Annotated in this window: 17 protein-coding genes; 8 read left to right on the top strand and 9 right to left on the bottom strand. The window is 36.8% G+C overall.

Translation table 11 applies throughout. The features are described from left to right. Positions 1–36 precede the first annotated feature (36 nt). From ACM46_RS13320 to ACM46_RS13305, 4 genes are all read right to left on the bottom strand, one after another. Positions 37–864, bottom strand: coding sequence for a hypothetical protein (locus ACM46_RS13320; protein WP_131707589.1), 828 nt, complete (start codon positions 862–864; stop codon positions 37–39). Between the two features lie 121 nt (positions 865–985). Beyond that, positions 986–1,747, bottom strand: coding sequence for a hypothetical protein (locus ACM46_RS13315; RefSeq protein WP_048507096.1), 762 nt, complete (start codon positions 1,745–1,747; stop codon positions 986–988). Between the two features lie 687 nt (positions 1,748–2,434). Beyond that, the gene (locus ACM46_RS13310; protein ID WP_048507095.1) at positions 2,435–3,292 is read right to left on the bottom strand and encodes a T9SS type A sorting domain-containing protein; all 858 of its coding nucleotides are present in this window, start codon (positions 3,290–3,292) and stop codon (positions 2,435–2,437) included. Between the two features lie 375 nt (positions 3,293–3,667). Further along, positions 3,668–4,933, bottom strand: a complete 1,266-nt coding sequence (locus ACM46_RS13305; protein ID WP_083997408.1) for a hypothetical protein — start codon at positions 4,931–4,933, stop codon at positions 3,668–3,670. Between the two features lie 312 nt (positions 4,934–5,245). Between ACM46_RS13305 and ACM46_RS13300 the strand changes: the two genes are divergently transcribed. The 5 genes from ACM46_RS13300 (at position 5,246) to ACM46_RS13280 (ending at position 11,691) form a co-directional block, all read left to right on the top strand. Then, on the top strand, positions 5,246–6,124 hold the full coding sequence (locus ACM46_RS13300) for an AraC family transcriptional regulator (protein WP_083997407.1): 879 nt from the start codon (positions 5,246–5,248) through the stop codon (positions 6,122–6,124). Between the two features lie 258 nt (positions 6,125–6,382). Then, positions 6,383–8,035 (top strand): GMC family oxidoreductase, encoded by a 1,653-nt coding sequence (locus ACM46_RS13295; protein ID WP_083997406.1) that lies wholly within the window; start codon positions 6,383–6,385, stop codon positions 8,033–8,035. An 11-nt stretch (positions 8,036–8,046) separates the two neighbouring features. Continuing rightward, complete coding sequence (locus tag ACM46_RS13290; protein WP_048507092.1) at positions 8,047–9,039, top strand: amidohydrolase family protein; 993 nt, start codon at positions 8,047–8,049, stop codon at positions 9,037–9,039. 22 nt (positions 9,040–9,061) lie between these two features. Then, on the top strand, positions 9,062–10,510 hold the full coding sequence (locus ACM46_RS13285) for an aldehyde dehydrogenase family protein (protein WP_048507183.1): 1,449 nt from the start codon (positions 9,062–9,064) through the stop codon (positions 10,508–10,510). A 71-nt stretch (positions 10,511–10,581) separates the two neighbouring features. Continuing rightward, positions 10,582–11,691 (top strand): cytochrome P450, encoded by a 1,110-nt coding sequence (locus tag ACM46_RS13280; RefSeq protein ID WP_048507091.1) that lies wholly within the window; start codon positions 10,582–10,584, stop codon positions 11,689–11,691. Between the two features lie 304 nt (positions 11,692–11,995). Here the strand turns inward: ACM46_RS13280 and ACM46_RS13275 are convergent, their stop codons facing one another. Beyond that, positions 11,996–13,360: a PQQ-dependent sugar dehydrogenase gene (locus ACM46_RS13275; RefSeq protein WP_053082704.1), complete on the bottom strand. Its 1,365-nt coding sequence runs from the start codon at positions 13,358–13,360 to the stop codon at positions 11,996–11,998. Between the two features lie 503 nt (positions 13,361–13,863). On the opposite strand from ACM46_RS13275, the gene ACM46_RS13270 reads away from it, so the two are divergent. From ACM46_RS13270 to ACM46_RS13260, 3 genes are read left to right on the top strand one after another with little or no spacing between them, the layout of a single operon-like run. Further along, positions 13,864–14,121, top strand: coding sequence for a hypothetical protein (locus ACM46_RS13270; RefSeq protein WP_131707588.1), 258 nt, complete (start codon positions 13,864–13,866; stop codon positions 14,119–14,121). A 12-nt stretch (positions 14,122–14,133) separates the two neighbouring features. Then, the gene (locus tag ACM46_RS13265) at positions 14,134–15,549 is read left to right on the top strand and encodes an inorganic phosphate transporter (protein WP_048507089.1); all 1,416 of its coding nucleotides are present in this window, start codon (positions 14,134–14,136) and stop codon (positions 15,547–15,549) included. Between the two features lie 49 nt (positions 15,550–15,598). Continuing rightward, positions 15,599–16,429 carry a universal stress protein gene (locus tag ACM46_RS13260; protein WP_048507088.1) on the top strand — a complete coding sequence of 277 codons (831 nt, stop codon included), beginning with the start codon at positions 15,599–15,601 and terminating at the stop codon, positions 16,427–16,429. A gap of 122 nt (positions 16,430–16,551) precedes the next feature. Here the strand turns inward: ACM46_RS13260 and ACM46_RS23395 are convergent, their stop codons facing one another. From ACM46_RS23395 to ACM46_RS13240, 4 genes are all read right to left on the bottom strand, one after another. Continuing rightward, positions 16,552–16,836 (bottom strand): bacteriocin-like protein, encoded by a 285-nt coding sequence (locus tag ACM46_RS23395; RefSeq protein WP_048507087.1) that lies wholly within the window; start codon positions 16,834–16,836, stop codon positions 16,552–16,554. 323 nt (positions 16,837–17,159) lie between these two features. Continuing rightward, a complete protein-coding gene (locus ACM46_RS13250; protein ID WP_048507086.1) occupies positions 17,160–17,597 on the bottom strand; it encodes an SRPBCC domain-containing protein in 438 nt (145 codons plus the stop codon). A 51-nt stretch (positions 17,598–17,648) separates the two neighbouring features. After that, positions 17,649–18,449 carry a phosphatase PAP2 family protein gene (locus ACM46_RS13245; protein WP_083997404.1) on the bottom strand — a complete coding sequence of 267 codons (801 nt, stop codon included), beginning with the start codon at positions 18,447–18,449 and terminating at the stop codon, positions 17,649–17,651. Positions 18,450–18,481: 32 nt separating this feature from the next. After that, positions 18,482–20,905 carry a TonB-dependent receptor domain-containing protein gene (locus tag ACM46_RS13240; protein WP_048507085.1) on the bottom strand — a complete coding sequence of 808 codons (2,424 nt, stop codon included), beginning with the start codon at positions 20,903–20,905 and terminating at the stop codon, positions 18,482–18,484. Between the last annotated feature and the right edge of the window lie 3 nt (positions 20,906–20,908).

Here is a 20,908-nt window from a genome sequence, read left to right as displayed (position 1 = left end):
GAAATTTTAATCTTTTGGGTTTCATTCTTCCTGTTTTTACTGATTGTAATTATAGGTATAGGTTATATGATCATAAAGAACACCATCTTTGTTGTAATATTTTGAAACTATTTTTTCTGGAAAATTATTTTTATTATAGGTTATTGTAAAATTGGCAGTAAGCCCTAGATCCGCAGGTTGTTTGTGCTGAAAGAGTTTGTAACTGGTCATATTATTTTTACCGGTCATAAATTCATCATAAGATTCTAAAATATAAGGCATAATCTTATCGTAGCCTAGAATATTCAGGTATGGATTATTGTTCTTATCATAAGTGTAGGATTTTAAAACTTCCAATTCTACAGATTTACCTTCATGAGAGGAATTTTTCTTTAAAATCATATTCCCTTTATTCATTGTATACACCGTTGATAATTGATGCGGTTTTTGATCTTCATAGTTGTCATAAAGCTCAAATTCAGTGCACACAATTGTAGAAGGTGTTGGATAGGTAAATGTTTGCTCTTCCGTGTAATGTCCATAATTTTCACGGGTCCCGTCTACTCTTATTCCCTTCAATGTTCCATTTTTATGGTAGGTAAAGTCTGCAGTTTTAATTAATTCATCATTTTCATACTCTTTAATCTGTGTAATCACATTACCTGTATACTGGTATAGTGATTTCAATTCCCCGTCTGTAGTTTCAATTAATTTATTTCCGTTATATTTAAATGTTACTGAATTTCCGGAACTTATATTGGTTATCTGAGTTACCAAAACAGGGATTCCTTTCATTCCCGCCTGAGCATTACAATTTAAATGCAAGCCAAACAAAGCAGCTGTTAAAAGTTTAAAAGCGATATTTTTTCGTTTACAGGTAATCATTATTATATATTAAGTTCTTTATTACAGCTCATATTTTGTAAATTTATGAAACTTTGATTAATGATTAATCTTCCGGCTTTAAATTGTAAAACCGGAAGACAAAATATTATAAAAGTAAAAATTAATTACGCGTATAGCTGATATGAAGAAATGATTTTCCCTGTCTCCAGGAAGATCCACCCGAATTGGCTGTAATAGAAATTTGATCTCCCACATTTAATATTCCCGCAAATGTGCTTGAACTGTTAATCGTAAACACGGTTCCGGCCTGTGTAACCTGTGTGCCGCCTCCAAAGGTGTTTCCTGCTGCTTTAATGGCTACAAATCCATTAGAGTCAGCTCCGTTGCTCATATTAGTCATTTGGACTCCTGCTATTATCTGATATATTCCTTTTTTGTTTACCGTAAAAATGGTATTATTGGCACTCCAGGTTCCTATATCGCTTGTGGGGAGTATGTTAACTTCCGGGAAATCAAGAACTTTAATTGTTCCCGCAGCAACTGTGGTTCCGCTTACTGTACTCCTTTGCCCATTGAATGCCTGTATGGCAATTGGGGCATCTGTAATAATTTTTCTCCATCTTTCCTGTAAGGAATCATAGAAATAAATCCCCTGCTCATCTACAAGAATTGTTTTTGGAGAAGCTGTGGTAACGGCTTGTGTAACATACACGATGGCACCGTTTTGATTTTTTGTATAAGTATCGTCTTTAGCCTTCAGCTCATCCCCTGTTAAACGTGGGGGCAGTATCCCATCGGCTTTTGTCATATCATCCACTTTATTGACATCTAAACTGGCTTGTGGATTGGCAGTATATATTCCAACCTGAGAATTGAAGGAAGCTAGAAAGAATAATGATAATAATGTAATAATTTTTTTCATAAAACTGTTTTTTGATTGAATTGTGTATCGAAATATGTATGTTTTTTTGAAATGATTTTTTTACTTTACTGGAACAGCAAATTATAATATGTTCAGGCTCAGATAGCATGTCCGAAAACGGCTACTTAAAACCTGAAAAATAATACACTGTTGCATGGATTCATACATCCTTGCCGCCAGTTGAACGCAATATAAATGGTGGAATAATGGTATTGCCCTACTCTATTTGTTTTGAATGAGTAAGGAGGTGAGAATTTCGAAAATAATTAATTTCATTCATTTGATTTAAAGTTATTTCTTGTGTTTTTTTGTGTTTTATTTTTAGAGAATTCATTTAAATATGATGCTGTGAAGACAGTCTGAAGAAATCATGTTTAAAATGTAGGCTCTATATTATTTGAAATGTTTTTTTCAAATAATCTGTAACCAAAAATATTTACAAAGAACTAAGAAACAATACATTCTTATATTAATTAGTATTAATCGTATGGCTTTTTTAAAAAATATTACATTAATTCACAGAGCTTTATATAGTTGATTATCAATGAAATAATTTTTGTATTTCATTAATTGTACTGTTAGAATCTGGAAGCTGAAAAAAGAGATTTCTATATGCTATTATGCATCATACAAAAAACCGCCTTATCATGATAATAAGACGGCTTTATTAGAAAAATTAAATGTAGCCTATTGTTTTATAAATGTATTTTTATATTGTCTTTCTGATGTTTCTATAGTGATAAAATAAACTCCTTTTGGCAGAGCAGATACATTAATACTTTCAAGACCATCCATTTTTAAAGCTTCCGGATGAACAATTTGCCCGGATGTACTATAAATCGATATCTTTTTAATGCTTTGTCTTTGGAGATTTTTAATTTTAAGATAATCGTTTACCGGATTAGGATATATTTCAAATGAACTGTTATCCTTTATAAGATCGTTTACTCCTAAATTATTGGTAACATTCAGATCAAAATCATAAACACTGGTATAATTAAATTGATTAGTGTTTACACAGGAGCCTGCATCAAAAGTGTTGGAATAGTTATAAAAATTGGCTGGGTTTCCTATCCTCACCAATCTTAGTCTGTGATTTCCGGCTGTGGTTGTGTTAGGAATGGTAATACTTTTTGTAATGACTGATATGGGTTGTCCGAAAACCGGAAGCGCGGCATTGATTGTATTATTATTTTTCATCACAAGCTCATCGGCGTCAAATACATTATTATTATTAAAATCAATAAAAATACCAAAGTACAGTGGCTCACCATCATTTGGAGCGAAAGGCCTAAGATCTATTGTAAATGTAGAGCCAGCTGCTACAGAAGGAAATACCACATTATTGTAATATTTGTAAGTATTGGTGCTAGCCCAGGTTCCTGCATTCCCAAAACTATGAGTTGTTCCGGAAATATTAATATAATCCCACATATTATAATTGTTCATAGATTGTGCTGTACAGTATGGAGCCGGATTAGTAATTTGAGCAGTAGCGAATAAGCTTAGTCCTGTAACGAATAAAAAAGAATAGATTTTCTTCATAAAGAATTTTTTTAATATTAATATTTTTGTTAACCAAAAGTATTTACAAAGAACGAAGAGACAATATATCCTTATATTAATTAGTATTAATTGTATTGTCTTTTTTTAAATATTACATTAAATTATAGAGTGTTATATGGCTGATTATCAATGAAATAATTTTTGCATTTCATTAATTGTACAGTTAGAGTCTGGACGCTGAAAAAAGAGACTTCTATATGCTATTATGCATCATGCAAAAAACCGCCTTATCATTATAATAAGGCGGCTTTATTAGAAAAATTAAAACATTGCTCTTTTCTTAATTGTTCTTAGAAATATCTTGATAGCTTTTTGATTTTTTTAATCCTGTGATCAAGAAGAAAAATAATCCCCCTATTCTACTCCTTCTGGCTCAGAATTTTGACCGCTTGCCGTAATTTTCCCTTTTACGGTTAATACTCCGGGACTTCCACCCTGTTCTACAATATATGATGTTACATTATCGCCATATGTAGCAATATTTCCTTTAACCGTAATGCTTCTTGCCTCTCCACCATTTTTTATACTCAAAGCATATGCAGGCAAATCCAAATAGATACCTTTTACCAATGAAGCACCAACAGAACCGTGTGTAGCTAAATCTCCGTTTATGGTAAGTGTTCCTATGGGCTTGCTTATTTGTATACCCACAGAGCCGTCGCCGAAAGTTTCTATAGATTGAAATGAAATATGCTCTACCGTCCCGTCATACTGATTGTACCCTCTTGCTCCAAGACCATATGTCTGTAGAGGTGCATTAACGGTAAAGTTTTTTACAATACCAAAATTGACAAACCCTATCCCGCTGGGGCCATAAGAAATAACTGCTGCATTACTTGTCCAATTGTCAACACTTCCCCAAACGTCTAAAACCATATCGTTGACACCATAAGTAATTACTTCGCCGTCTGTAATTACTTCATTGGCATGTGCACCATAGAGCACAAATACACCCGCTGTGATATAATCGGCTACGCCCAAAGGTATTTTGCCATTGGAATAAACCGCTTTTGTATGAAGTTTTGAAATTTCTGTTCTACCGCCTTTGTCTCCAAATCCTGAAATAAAAACACCAGACCCAGAAACGGGAGCATTCTTTCTGCCAATACTTAAATGGCTCACTGCAACTGAAATAAGGCTGTCTGTATTGGGATTAATATTGTAAATCGTCAAAGCACCCTGTAATACATTGACTCCATATTTTTGAGGCTGTTCTAAATAGTGGCGGGCATCTGCCGAATGAATGTCCAAATTATTAATAACAATGTTTGCTTTCTCAACACCCACTCTTGTAATAATAGAAACCTGCCCTTTTACGAGTAAATTTTCAAAGGTAAAAGTCCCGAGGTCCTGCTTTATCATCGTATTAAAAATGGCTTTATGGTTGACAGGTACATCAATATTGAGGTTTTTGACTGTATTGTTTGCGCTCACACCAATTCCATCAGAATGTTGAAAAGACAGCAAAGGAAGCTCACCGTTTTCTTGTGGTTTTCCATTTAGATTGACTCCTTCGGGTAATAAAAGACTGTAATTGCATAGGATGCTTCTGCTAAGGATAATATTCTTCTGCCCACCCTGAATAGCAGAAACAAGATCATTGAAAGTATTAATCGACATAATGTTTTTCGGTTTTATAACAAATTTAGAAAAAAACAGATATACGGTTAAGGAAATTAATATTGTGTGGCTAAGGTGTTAGTAATGAATACTCTGTCTTAGTTTCTTCAGCAGGCAAAAATTAATAAAACAATCTTGCAGTTCCATTGTAGGTTTCAATGGCTTCCACCTTCCTGCTTCAAACAGCAGTCTCTATTTCAAAGCCCAATTTAAATCCTATAAATCTTTGCTGTATAAAGGAAAGAATAATGTTTTTTTCCGAAATTTGAAATATCATCTGGATAAAACACGGCAATAAATGTAAAATAAATTATGGGGCACATTATCACATACGCTTTTAAACCCATTGAAAATCCTAAACAGAACCTTCATGTCATATCTGTTTTTGAACGAATGGAGAAAGGAAAAGATTCTGTCCTGGTACCACACCGTACGGATTTTTACATTATCCTGGTCGTTACCAAAGGAAGATCTTCCCATATGATAGATTTCAACGAAGTAACAATAGCAGAAGGAGATGTTTTATTTATCATTCCGGGGCAGGTGCATGCTTTTCGGAAGGGGATAGATTATGACGGATGGCTTATCGCTTTTTCAAAAGATTTTTTTTACCAGTCATCCCGTGATCATTATTTTATGGATAATGCCAATATCTTTAACAACCTATATCCCGTTACAAACCTTAATTTCCAGGAGGATGAACTGAATGTTATTATTGCCCTGATTTCAAAAATTGCAGATGAGATCAAAAAGAATCATGATATATTCCAGAGCCAGATTCTTCACAATTATCTATCTAATCTGCTTCTGTTTTCAGAACGCAGATTTAAACAGAATAATATAGACGAAACGCACAACAGTACATTAAATCAGGACAATAAGCTTGTAACAGAATTTAAAAAACAGATCAATAAATATTTCAGGAATCAGACTATGGTAAAATATTATGCAGGTGAACTTTCCGTAAGCGAAAGAACATTGCAAAAAGCAACCATGGCTGTATTGGGAAAATCCCCTAAAGAACTCATTAATGAACAGATTATTCTGGAAGGTAAGCGTTTGCTTGTGCATGAATTAATGACAGTCAAGGAAATTGGTTATGATCTTGGATTTGATGAACCCTCTAATTTTACAAAATTCTTTAAAAAACAGACCGGAATTTCTCCCAGCCAGTTTAAAAACGGAAACTGATTGTTTGAAAATTCCGACAAAATAACCTTTCAATGCACATAGTGGTGATTGTGCTTCTTATGGTCGTATCTTTCGTAATTCGTATAAAAACAGATTTTATTTATCTCAAAACCTGTCGTAGAGTGACGGGCTTTTTTATGACCTGAACTTATTGATAGTGAATCGGTATCATTCGCTTTCTGCCATCTTTATTTCGGCTTTTTACCTTTATCCGCCCTCTTTTGCATCGTTACTTTGTGTAAAGAAAATCATTATCCGATGAACACAAAAACAAGCTTATTAAAATATGTTCTGGGAATAGGTTTTATAGCCTTGACCCTACATCATGTAAATGCCCAAAATGGGAAGAAAACGGAAACAAGTCCAATCATTTTACCTACAAATACTGAATATGATTATTTAATAGTAGGTGCCGGATCTGCCGGTGCAGTTTTAGGGAACAGACTTTCCGAAAACGCGGCAAAAAAAGTTCTGTTGCTGGAAGCAGGGCCCATATTTGATAAAAAAGGATATCCTAATACTTTGGCAAGCAGTGATATTTTGGGAGCTAATGGGGATAAAAGATATGAATGGGGATATCACTCTACACCTGGATATATTGGTAAATCCCTCAGCGTTCCAAGAGGTAAAGTATTGGGCGGAAGCTCTTCAATAAACGGTTCGGTTGCTGTACGTGCCCTACCTGCAGACTTTGAAAGATGGAAGGCAAAATACCATATAAAAGGCTGGACCTGGGAAGATGTTTTACCCTATTTCAAAAAAATGGAAACCTCTGATATTAAAAATAAAACCTGGCATGGTGATCAGGGACCTTTTTTAATCCATCAGATGTCTAAAACAGAGGTGAGTCCTGTTCAATTGGCATTTTTAGAAGCCTCCAAAGCAAACGGATATGAAGAAATTACAGATTTCAACGCAGGAAAACAACATGGTGTAGGTCCCTACCCGATGAATATTATTAATGGAGTAAGATATAATACCGGCATGGCTTATCTCAATGAAGAAGTCCGTAACCGGGCAAACCTTACAGTGATTGGGGAAGCTCTTACGGACAGAGTTCTGTTTGAAGGGAAAAAAGCAATAGGCGTTATTACTGATGATGGCCGTATTTTCAAAGCTAAAGAGATTATACTTTCTGCAGGGACGTATGGAAGTGCAGCAATTTTGCTCCGCTCAGGTATTGGACCTAAAGATGAGCTGGATAAAAATAAAATTCCTGTTGTAGCAGAATTACCCGTAGGAAAAAAATTATATGATCATCCGTTTTACTACAATGCATATGCTTTAGACCCGCAAAAAGTAGGCAGACAGACACCTGTCATTGGCGTCAAGCTCTGGACGAAATCATCATATGCAAAAGAGGGAGAACTGGATCTGCATATCACGGCAACACACCTTTTTCCACACGACCAAAGCCCAACTAAAGTGGGATTTGTATTGGCAGTGGCATTAACGAACCCAAAATCATCAGGCAGCCTTAAGCTTTCAAGCAGGAACCCTAAGGATGCGCCTGTAATTGATTTAAATTTTTTAGCAGAGGAAGAAGATCGCAAAAGATTACTGGAAGGAATTAAGCTGGCCCGTAAAATAGCCAAAGCCCAACCCTTAAAAGATATTTTTGTACAGGAGCTGAATCCGGGAGCTAAAGCGGTGAGTGATGAAGATATTATTCAGTCGGCAAAAGCAACCCTGGATACTTATCACCATCCTTTTTCAACGGTACCAATGGGAGAAGAAAATGACAAAAATGCAGTAGTCGATTTTTCAGGAAAAGTATACAAAACAAAAGGATTGAGAGTTGTTGATGCTTCTATATTTCCAGATGCTGTTTCGGCAGCTCCCAATCCAACCATTATCATGATGGCGGAAAAAATTGCTGATGATATTAAAAAAGAGAAACAATACAATTAATCAAAATAGTTATGAAAAAGAAAATCGTATTAGAGGAACATCTGACGACAGAACTTAATAATAGCCTATGGAATTCGTCAGGAGAATCTGCCAGAAACGGTAAAAACTATATGGAAAATGTCGATCAAAAGCTTCTGGACGTTTCACAAAGAATTGCAGAAATGGATGAAAACGGAATTGATATTTCCATCCTGTCATTAACATCTCCGGGGGCCCAGTCAATCGTTGATATTCCAAAGGCTACAAGTTTTGCTCAAAAGACGAATGACGAGATCTATGAGAGATTTACTTCAAAAAATCCGGATCGTCTGAGTGCTTTTGCCACGGTAGCTCTACAGTCTCCAAAGGATGCGGCAAAAGAATTGGAACGGGCAATAAAAGAATTTGGTTTCAAAGGAGCTTTAATTAATGGGTATACCAATATTGGTGATGAAAATACAGCCCAATATTTAGATGAGGAACCGGTTTGGGAATTCTGGGATAAAGTGTCAGAACTGAATATCCCGGTATACTTACACCCCAGGGAACCGCTTCCAACGCAACGCCGTATTTATGAAGGATATTCCTCACTTGTGGGCTCAGCATGGGGATTCGCTCACGAAACGGCAACGCATGCCATCCGGTTAATGCTTAGCGGGCTATTTGATAAGTATCCGAATCTCAATGTTATTCTCGGTCATTTGGGTGAAGGGCTTCCGTTAATGCTGCCGAGGCTGGAGCATCGTTTATATATGCAAAGAGAGGGTGAAGGATTAGGAAAAGCTCAGCGAAAGGTCAGTGAATATTTTAACGATAATTTCTATGTTACAACCAGCGGACATTTTCATACCAAAGGCCTTCTGAATACCATCAGTGAAATTGGTGTTGACCGTGTTATGTTTTCAGCAGATTATCCCTACGAAAGTATGAAAACAGCCAGTGATTGGTTTGACCAGGCTTTGATCAGTGAAAACGACAGAATAAAAATTGGAAGAACCAATGCCGCAAGATTATTTAATTTCTAATACTAACTTAAATTACAAAAGAATGAATACTACAGCATTAAACTGGATCGGTGGAGAATGGATTGATAATGGCAATTACAGGGAAAGTTCAAATCCTGCAAATGGTGAAAAAATAGGTTTTTTTGCAGATGGCGGAAAAGAAGAAGCCGCACAGGGGATAGCCGCTGCAAAAAAAGCATTTAAAGAGACAAGCTGGAAAACCGATCGTCAACTAAGATATAAAGTGCTTAATGAACTGGCAGATCAGTTTGAAATCCATCACGAAGAGTTGGTAGATATGCTTACGCTGGAAAATGGAAAAATACGTGGAGAAGCTGAATTCGAATTTGGTTTAGTGGTACCAAAACTCAGGTATTTTGCTGCACATGTACTTACGCAACATGGCCGTGCCCTGGAAACTTCACCGGGTTCTTTCAGTGTGGTACTCACCGAGGCCATTGGGGTGGCCGGAGTTATAGCTCCCTGGAATTCCCCCATTATCCTGATGATCCGTTCGCTGGCACCCGCTTTGGCTGCAGGATGTACAGCAATTATTAAAATGCCGGCTCAGACTGCTCAGGTAAATGCACTGATCAATAAAGTTTTTGCATCAGTGAAAAGTTTGCCCAAAGGCGTGATCAATCAATTTACCGAAAGCGGAAGCGAAGGTGCTGCCCTTATTGTGGAGTCTCCGGATGTTCCTGCTGTCTCTTACACAGGAAGTACACATACAGGTAAAATACTAATGCATAATGGGGCTCCACAATTGAAAAGGTTTGGCTTCGAGCTGGGTGGAAAAACACCAATGCTGATATTTGATGATGCGAATCTGGATGTTGCAGTACCCACTCTTGAGAAAGCAATTACTGTATTTGCCGGACAATTTTGCATGACAGGCAGCCGTATACTTGTACAAAAAGGGATCGCTGATGAATTAATTAAAAAGCTTTCTGAGAGACTGGAAAACGTAAAAGTAGGCCCAGCTGCTGATTCCAGGAGTGATATGGGGCCAATGATTGACAAAGCCAATGTGGAAAGAGTAGATAAAATTGTTGAAAAGGCTATTTCCGAAGGGGCTGAAGTACGGGTACGCGGAGGAAAAATAACCGAAGGACCACTGGCTTCGGGGGCTTTCTACCGCCCTACACTCCTTCAGGTATCGGACAATAAACTTGAAATTATACAGGACGAAACTTTTGGTCCGGTGGCTACGGTACAGGTTTTTGAAACGGCCCAGGAAGCTGTAGAGCTGGCGAATGACAATGTGTATGGTTTAGCAGCTTCCGTCTGGAGTCAGGATGTAGATCTGCCTTTAAAGATAGTAAGAGAGCTGGAAGCCGGAACAGTCTGGATCAATGCTTGGGCTGAAGTACGGGATGAGTTTGAAGAAGGAGGATACAAGTTGAGTGGATTAGGCAGACTGAACGGGCTAGCTTCTCTGAACGACTTTCTGGAGCATAAACACATTGTTCATCAGCACGGAACAATATAAATTTCTACAATATTGAAATACTGTCATTATTCCCAACGAATAATGGCAGTACTTTATTTAAAAAAAATAATATGAGTGATATAGATTTTGATTCAATAGAATTTGCTACCGATCCTGATAGTATTTTATCCGGACTGCGTAAAGAAAATGGGCTTTATCCATATCAATTTCCGGATGGCCCAAAGGTTTGGCTGGTTACCCGCAGAAAGGAGGTTGAGGAAGTTCTTACATCAGCAAATGTATTTCAGGTGAGCCCTGCTACAAAAGAACAGTCTTATAAGAATAATCCTTTTTCAGAGGCCATTCCAAAGCCGATGCATCTTCTGGCTACGGATGGTTTTCAGCATAAAAAACTGAGAGAACCACTTGAAAAGTTTTTTACCATAGAGATATTAGAAAATTACCGTCAATACATAACCGATGAAGTAAAGAAATTGTTGTCAGGTTGGAAGAAAGGAGAATCTATAGATCTGGCGAAAAATTTCTCATATCCCATTCCCGTAAAAGTGATTGCTAAAATGCTGGGTTTGAAGTGGAATGAACATTTTCCGCAATATGCGATTTCCTTGCAGATGGTAAAAACGTATCCTGAAGATCATTTGAAAAATGTTGTTACATTTCATCAGATTATTAAAGAAACTATTGAACATAAAAGAATATACAATCAGGGAACTGATATTATTTCTGTATTATTAAATGCAGGTCTCACAGACGAAGAAGTATTGAGTGTAAGTCTTTTGCTCTTTATTGCAGGATCAGGTACTACAGCCAGCCTCATTATCCAGGGATTGCGTGAGATCATTAATAGTGGGAACGCCCCAGATCATCAGTTGACAGATAAAATACTGTTTCGTACACCTCCAGCCAATAGTGCTTTTCCAAGATATGTACATGCAGAATATGAACTTTCCGGAACAAAGTTATATCAAGGAGACTTGCTGATTGTAATTCTGGCCTCCGCCAATTATGATTTTAAAGACAGTGATGATCCTTTAAAAAGTTATTTTTCATTTAGTAAAGGAATACACCATTGTATTGGATGGTATATAGCTAAAATGGAGGCAGAAATTGCATTTGAAGAGTTCTATAGATTCTTCCCGAAATCAAAAATACTTTCTGAAGAATGGTTCAGCAATGTACTTTCCAGAGATATTGTTTCAATGAAAGTAGAGTTAGGATAGTTTTTATAGTATTTATAGGGCTTATTTTTTAGCCAAATTTTCACTTATGACTAGTCCTGAAATAATGATACAGATTAAAGCATAAAAATAATGAATTCAACCAGAGCAAATTTATTTTTGCTTTGGTTTTTTGTTTTATAAGTTTTCATTTTTAATTTTAATTGTCGATGTGTTCATTAGTTGTGGTTTATTCCGTATTCATTACATGAATTCTTTTTTATATAAATCTCAAAAAAGCACTTGCCATTTCCGGAAGTGCTTTAATAAAATACTGGTCTTTTCTTAATTGAACTAAAAAATATCTTTATAATTTCTGAATTTTTAAAACCTGTGATATCTCCCCTTTTTCCTTAATCTTCATATAATAAAATCCTGCGGTTAAGTCTGTAATATCTATCTGCATTTCTTTTCCCTGAAACTGGATTTGTTTTACCAGTTTTCCGCTCATGTCCACCAGATCAATTTCTGTATTGCCCTTATTCGATTTGTTTTGTAGAGTGATGCTGTTATGTGCAGGAACCGGGCTTACCACCCAATTGTTTTTTAAAGCTATTGTTTCATCTGTATTTAAGGAAGGTGTAGGATCGTATATTTCGTAAATTTTATCAACCTTGTTATTCACACTGTTTGAGTTGCTGGTACTGATATAAATTTTCCCATTGGTCGCAGCCAGTACATCCCTTAGTCTTCCAAAACTTACCTCAGGTATATCCACCTGTGAAATAATAGTATTTTGATTAGCATTGAATGTTAGCACATACAAGGCCTGATTTTTCAGCGAAGCCAGGAGTAATTTGTTTTGCCATTGAGGAAATAGAGGATGTGTATAAAACTCAATCCCGCATACGGCAATCGTTGGTGTCCAGGACTTGGCGGGTTCATAAACATTGTTGGCATTACAGAAAGTGACCTCTGCAGGCAGATTGCAATAGCCTTCTACGTTGGGCCAGCCATAGTTTCTGCCGGCTTCAATAATGTTGATCTCGTCATCGTTGCTGGGACCGTGTTCACTGCTAACGAGCTTGGTTCCCATCATGGTAAGCCCTTGTGGATTACGATGGCCAAAACTCCATACCGGAGAACCGGGAATAGGATTGTCGCTTGGAATAGTGCCATCAAGGTTATAGCGGAGAATTTTACCGTTCAGTGATGATGTGTTTTGAGGAAAACTTTGATCTGCTGCATCTCCGGTAGTCATATACAGTTTATTATTACTAATGAGTAAACGGCTCCCGTTGTGAATAACATCAGCTTCTATACCATCTACGATCAGTCTTTTATAGGTAAGAGCATCTGTAGTGGGATTATATTCGTAGACCACTAATTTTTCACGATAGTCATTCCCGTTAAGGTAATAATTGTAAGAGCAAAATACTTCAGGTGTATTGGGGAAATCGGGATGAAGAGCCAGGCCAAGCATTCCTCCTTCTCCGTTATTGATAGCCACATTTTGTTCAAAGATAAGTTGTTTCATAACTCCTGTAGCCGGATTGAGCCTTGAGATGGATCCGTGTCTCTGTGTAAACCAGATACTGCCATCAGGTGCGCTCACCATGTCCCAGGGAATGTATAATCCACTTTTAACTTCTCTTACGGAATAGTCGTTTGTTTGTCCAAAAAGCTGAATACTCATAAATACAGCAATAGCGAGGGTGTAAACTTTTATCATTATTTTAAGTATTGGTGTATTCAAATTTAGAAAAAAAACACATATTTGCAATACTTTTTAAGTGTCTTAAATGCTGGTTAATAATTAGTTATGTATTTTATTCTAAAGCTTTTTTATAAGTGTGAATTTTTAATTATAAAAATCTTATTTCTTTATATTTATTTCATTGATTTTTATTTTCTTTTTAATTTAAATTTTTTTATTTATTAACATAATTAATTTTAGTTGAACTCTTTCCTATCTTCCTCATGAAGACTTCCCTGTTTGGATGTGTACTAACCTACACTGATTACCATTGTAGATTACATAAAGTATTACCTATAACATTATCAACAAGTTTATACATGTGATTTGTTATTATTAATCAACAAGTAACTTTTTGTTGCGAATAATCGTTAATTTAATTCTATCTGTTAAATAATTGTCAATTATTTAACTGTAAATTAACAACGAGATAATATAATCATCGTTCATTTGTACAAATGAAGAAAAAATTATATTTCTTGCTGCTTATATTGCCTCTTAGATATGCAGCACAAAATAACAATGCCACGTCAAGCTATGATCCTCACGACATTAAGATTACGGGCTATCTACAGACTCAGTTCCAGAAAGCACAGTCTCCTGGAATAACTTCTTTTTCCGGAGGAAATTTTCCAGCTAACTCAGACAATCGTTTTATGATCTCAAGGATGATGTTTTTACAGCACGTTTGCAATACCGTTGGTAGTTTCCGTTACAATTTAATTATTTCAATCTAAATAAAACACACCATGCTTTTAGACAATGTTCTGCCTATTTTAGGTGAATCGGATTTAACAACAGGCCTTGTAATTGTTTTTGCACTATGCCTCCTTGCTGTAGTAGCTTTTGAATTCGTCAATGGGTTTCATGATACAGCCAATGCTGTAGCAACCGTAATTTATACCAAAGCCCTTAAACCTGTTATTGCTATCCCCTGGTCCGGATTCTGGAATTTCTTAGGAGTTTTTACCGGAGGAATAGCTGTGGCTATGGGGATCTTAAAACTTGTTCCAATGGATGCACTCATGACGCTCCCGATAGCTGTCGGAGCGAGTCTGGTGCTTGCTGTTTTACTGGCTTCCATTATCTGGAATCTCGGAACCTGGTACTTAGGTATTCCATGTTCAAGCTCTCATACTCTTATCGGAGCTTTAATCGGTGCCGGTTTAGGTTTTACGTGGTATTATGGTGGCAGTGGTGTCAATTGGCATAAGGCAGAAGAAATTGGTCTTTCACTTATTCTTTCACCGATTGTTGGTTTTGGCTTAGCCGTTTTATTGATGTGGTTCTTTAAATATGTTGTGAGATACAAAGCTCTTTTTCACATCCCGACAGGCGAAAATGATAAGCCTCCTTTAGTGATCAGGGCTATTCTGGTAACCACTTGTACTTTGGTCAGCTTTTTCCATGGAAGTAACGACGGACAAAAAGGGGTTGGTCTTTTCATGCTGATACTTATTGCATTTTTGCCTGCTAAATTTGCGATCAATCATGATATTCCTAATGATAAAATAATTCATACATTGAATCAAACTGAACGTGTTTTAGAAAAAATTGCTGTCAGAAATACTAAAAACAGTGCAGAATTTACTGCATTGAATGATAAAATTGATGCTGTAAAAATGTATCTTGATTATAAAAATGAAAAAGATAAGGAAGGAACTTATCGATTCAGAAAACAAGTGGAAGGGCTTATCAATTCTATGAAGGCATTCAATGAAAATAAAGGCATAACTATTGATGAAACCAGTAGAAAAGCTTTGAATAGTGAAGTGTCTGAGCTCAAAAAGCTGGTTGAATTTGCACCAATCTGGGTAATTATGACGATTTCCGTTTCCTTAGGCCTGGGAACAATGATAGGCTGGAAAAGGATTGCAGTAACGATTGGGGAAAAAATCGGTAACGAGCATCTGAATTATGCACAGGGAGCTTCAAGTGAAATTGTGGCAGCATCTACTATTGGGATGAGCACACTTTTAGGTCTTCCGGTTAGTACAACCCATGTTTTGTCAAGCGGTATTGCGGGTTCAATGGTAGCTTCCGGCGGTAAAAGCAATCTGAACGGGGCTACATTAAAAAATATTGGCTTGGCTTGGGTGCTCACCTTGCCCGTATCCATATTGCTGTCATTGCTGTTATTTACCGTTTTCCATCTGTTTATTTAATATCGATCCCCCTTTTGATTAATTTATCATTATTAAAAACCGAAATGAAATGAAACAAATACTAGTTGCCTCAGATTTTTCAAACAGTGCAGGAAATGCATTGGCTTATGCGCTGTCTCTTGCTCAAATTTTAAAGATGGAAATTGCGGTATTGCATGCCATTCATCCAACGGAAGGCATTAACAACAGTACTTATAACGCTATTTTCATTGAAGATTATTATGCGAAGAAAAGATTAGCTCTAAAAGAATGGGTAGAAGCTGTCAGACCAAACGATGAGTATAAAGAAATACCCGTTAAGGCCATCTGTGACGTAGGTTTTTTACGGAGTGTAATCACTAAATATATAGAATACTATGATGTATCTTTCTTAGTAATGGGAATTACCGGCGCTACAGGTATTAAAGGAATTGTGGGAAGCAATGCCAGTATGGCGGTTACAAAAATGAGAATCCCTACATTGATTGTACCTTTAGAAAGTACATTGCCTTCAGTGCCCGTGATCACACTGGCTACTGATTTTAAAACAGCCAGATTGTCGGTGAAGGATGTGAAAGCACTCAACCAGATCTTGAAGGTTTCCAGTCCGAAAAAGCTGGAAGTTCTTCATATTTCCGAAAAAGAAATTGATGCTAAGGTGATTAAAAATGGAGAAAAGAAATTAAAAGATCAGCTGCCTTCCGTTGAAATTAATTTTAACTATATGGACGACGAGGGTAAAACATCAAACGGAATTATAGATTTTATTGAAACTCACGAAACAGATATTTTATGTTTAGTGAAGCGTAATCATAACATTATTTATCGTTTATTTGCAAGCAGCACCGTAAATGAAATATTAAATAAATCTGTTAAAGCAGTCATGGTGCTTCACGAATAAAGAAAGGTTGCGATTACAAATACGAAACGCTAAAAAGTAGTATTTTATTGATCCTGCTGCGTCCAATAAAAAGGGGCTGTCTCAATGATGAGACAGCCCCTGTGCTTTTTTCAACCTGTTTCTTAGCAAGTAGATCCGCAAGAAAGTACCTGGATGTGTACTACTCCATTGATTACGCATTGTACATTACATAGTGTATTCCCTACAAGAGTACCTACGCCGTTTACAGCGCCTCCTACTGTATTTCCTACACCACCTACAACACCACCAACGATAGTACCTACACCACCTACTACTCCGCCAACTACTCCACCTAGTCCGCCGATAACACCACCGATGTTATCTAATAATCCGTTACCTGAAATTGATTTCAATTCGTTTCTGTCTAATTTTTTAAAGTTTTTCATGTGTATAATTTTATATTGTTAATACATCACTAAGATAAGAATAATTACAATATGTGTATATTATTTTGAATAAATTAATCAAAATTATTTATAACTTAATATTTCATTAACATAACTGGTATTTTTTGTATATATCATTTTTATTTCTATCTCCTTGATTTCAAATTAAATCGGGCTTTATTTTAGGATTTTCTCATAATCAATTTTTTTTGGAAATTTTAAAATAACTCAACAAAAAAAATGAGGAGATATGTAAAATCTCCTCATAAAACCTTGCAAAATCAATGAATTAACGAACTTTTCAAACCGAACTTCGGTCCTGTTTATTTTTGTTCTGCCAATTCTTTAAGCTTTGTATTCATAGCTTCAAAGCCTCTTCTTGTATTATTGTCAAGTTGCTTTTTAAATAACGGAACAAGAATTCCTATAAAATTTTCACTTTGTACAAGCGTTGTGGTACCATTTCCATTATCTGTAAGTTCGAACTTATGCTCACCGTCAAAAACTCCGCGAAACAACAGAACTCCGAGCCAGCTCAGCTTTCTATTAACCTCAAATGCGGTAACTGTTGGTTTAAAGGTGTTTGAACTTGCCTCCGGAGGCTCTATTTTTACTGTAATCTTATTTCCCGCCTTTACATCCCCAGTTAACGAGGTTACGAATGGATTCCAGTTAGGATAATTATCAAAGTCCGAAAGAATAGACCAGACTTTCTCCGGTGTTGAATGAATCAAAATTTCTGTTTTTACTTCAAATGCCATTGTGTTATTTTTTTAAGACTGTAAATATAATTCTATTTACAGGGGAATTACTTAAAATGTTTTAACCCAACCTATCCCTATACTTTTATTCTGATAATATGGCATGACCATTGTGGCTGATTTTTTATTTTTACCACCCAGCATAGTATTGATTTTAGGATACAGCCAGTAGGCCAGTTCCGTGGAAAGAATTCCGAATCCTGCTCCCGCTACAACATCTCCTACCCAATGCTTATCATTCAGCATTCTGTAGATTCCTGTGAAAACAGCCAATGAATATCCCGAAATTCCCAGCCAGAAATTAACATCTTTATATTCTCTGTACATAAACTGGGCTGAAGCAAACGCAATAGCCGTATGGCCGGACGGAAAAGACAACGTATTGGACTGGTCCGGCCTCTCCTCCTTCACAATATGCTTTAACGGAATGGTAATAGCAGATGTAATAAGCATTGAAGTACCATATATAATGCTTCTCTCTTTGAAATTATGCTTCCCTTCAACACCTACAGCATTCAATCCGTACACCAGAACCGCAGGTGCAAACTGAGTATAATTATCCAGTCTGATATGATCCGGCCGGTGCTCATTAATTTCGTCTCTGGTAGAAAAATTGAGCTGTTTGAGATCCTTCACAGTCAGACTTGCTACTCCGTAACCAATGAACGCTGCAGGGATAATTAAGCTTTTATAATTCAGACGGTTTTGTTCCGTTGGTAAACTGACTGTCGTGCTGTCCGGTTTGATCTCCTGCACCTGGACACTGTCATTGGCCGTTTGGGCAGTATACTTTCCGTAAGTTGAGATTAAAAAAATCAGGGAGATGATTGTTTCTAGTGAATATCTGGACATTTTTTCTATGTATTAGTTTGTTTCTTCGTGAATTAAAACTTATAACTGTATCCCAACCTGACAACCTGCGTTTCATAATAATCATCGCTGGTATAGGCAAAGCCGTTCCCCTGGATTTCTTTCTTAATCACCATGGTGTTCAGCAGATCGGTTGCATTCAGGAATAATTCTCCTTTGCCATTTTGAATGGATTTTTTTACCCCAAGATCCATTGAAAATCTGGAACCGATTCTTCCCTGTGGAATAATATCAGGAGCTAAGTAAACAGCTGTAACCTGAGCGTCAAATCCTTTAGAAAGCTTAAAAGTATTGTTCAGCTTTACATTTCCTGAAATGGCTGATTCCCGGCTGGCAGAAAATAATTGAGGCTGTGGATAAAGATTTTCTACTGAAAAGGCATTGATCTGATTCCTATACACATTTCCATTGATATTGAATGAATATACTTTTGAAACCTTCTGATTCCAGATCATTTCCAACCCCGAATTATGGCTTTTTCCTGCATTTTGAAATACCGCATAAATCAAATTGCTTCCGGGCACCGTACTTGAAATTCTGGTGATGGTTCCGTTCGCAAAACGATGATACAATGCAGAATACAGATAACCGTTGTCCCAGTTATATTTATGCCCCACTTCTATGGAATTGGTAAATTGGGGTCTTAATCCCGGATTTCCAACTTTAATAATCTCAGCATCATCATATTTGGGGAAAATTCTGATATCCACTTCATTCGGGCGGTCTACCCTTCTGTTGTAAAATACCGAAAGCTTATTATGGTCATTAAGTTTATACGCTAATCTCATATTGGGAAACGGCTGCGTATAATTATAGCTGTCACTCTTATAAGTTGGATGGTTCGGGTTGACATCATAGCGGATCTTTACATATTCCAGCCTTACACCCAATTCTGCTTCCCATTTTTCATTCTCGAAAACATAATTTCCATACACAGCAGGAATCAGTTCTTTATAAGTGGCCTGCCCGCCGGCATTAACATCTAGAACCGAATTGGCTCCCGGAATGAAATTCATATTGGTTGGAATGCTTCTGTTTCTCAGTTTAATTCCGGTCTCAATCCGTCCATATTTCAATGGTTTTACATAATCTACATTAAAATCATACACCTGTTCATCCGACAGCAACTTGAACGCATCTGTTCCCGTAGAAGCCGGCAGATAATTGTCATAAAAGTATTTTTCATCTTCTCTGTGGAACGTATAGTTGAATCCAACATTCAATACATGCCCGGCTTCTTTAAATTTATGCTGATAAGAAGCAGTTCCCATTACCGTGGTTTTCAGCTCATCTTCCAAAAACTGCCACAAACGAAGACGCTGGGACCTATCCCCATTGAAAAAAGGCTGATCTCCACGGTCGATAATTTTTTCACTTCCATACAATCCGGAAACGGTCAAAGTATTCTGTGCATCTATATTCCAGTCAATTCCGGCTTTGGTTGTAAGATAATTGGTATTCCGGTTTCTTTTCAGCTGTGAATTGATCACTGTACCGTCATCATAGGTTCTGGTGACAAATTCATTTTTATTGAGGGTTTCCGTGTACAGATTATCAGCCTGCAGGAAAATATTCACCTTATTCTTTCTGTAATTCAAAGAAAGTGAAGGATTAATTTTAGGTGTGATTGTATATTGAGGCCTTATAGTCGGAAGATTTTCCTTTCTTACCCAATAAGACCCTGTACCGTAAGTAAAACCTACTTTTCCGTTCCAGCCACTCTGCTTATTTTTCTTCATAATAATATTGATGATTCCTGCATTTCCGTTGGCATCATATTTTGAAGAAGGATTGTTGATGATCTCAATTTTGTCTATAGCCGAAGCCGGAATATTATCAAGTCCGCTCTGGCTCCCAAAACCTGTAAGAGCGGTCTGTTTACCATCAATCAGAACGGTAACTTTGTCGTTTCCTCTTAATTGTACCTTATTGTCCTGTACGGTGATTCCAGGTAGGTTTTGCATGCTCTGCAGGACAGATCCACCACTTTGACTGATATTATCTGCCAAAGAATACGTCTTTTTATCCAGCTGATTGCTCAGTTCATTCTTTTTGGAAGCGGTTACTACAACACCTTCTATTTTGGTTTCTTTTTCCTTTATTTCTTCAAGTTCAATAACAGGGATTTCCAGGAACTCAGACAGATTTCCGACAAACAGCGGCTTGCCGGAAGACTGATATCCTGAAGAGGAAATCTCCAGATGATAACTTCCAGGTTTCATATTGGTAAGAGAAAAACGCCCTTCCTCATTGGTTATGGTTCCAGCTACAAATACACTGTCTTTTTCGTTTTTAGCTACGATATTGGCGTAAGGCAGAGCAGACTGGCCTGCTTTGCTCTTAACAATACCTGAAATGGTTACGTTGGTAACCTGTGCGAAAACGAAAGAAGAAGAGATCATGAAAACCGGAAAAAGTAACAGTCCTTTCTTGTTCATTAT

This window comes from Chryseobacterium angstadtii, assembly GCF_001045465.1.
In the GTDB taxonomy this organism is placed as follows: Bacteria; Bacteroidota; Bacteroidia; order Flavobacteriales; family Weeksellaceae; genus Chryseobacterium; species Chryseobacterium angstadtii.
Note: the sequence above shows the minus strand (reverse complement) of the source record. Positions and strands in the feature narration are given on the sequence as shown.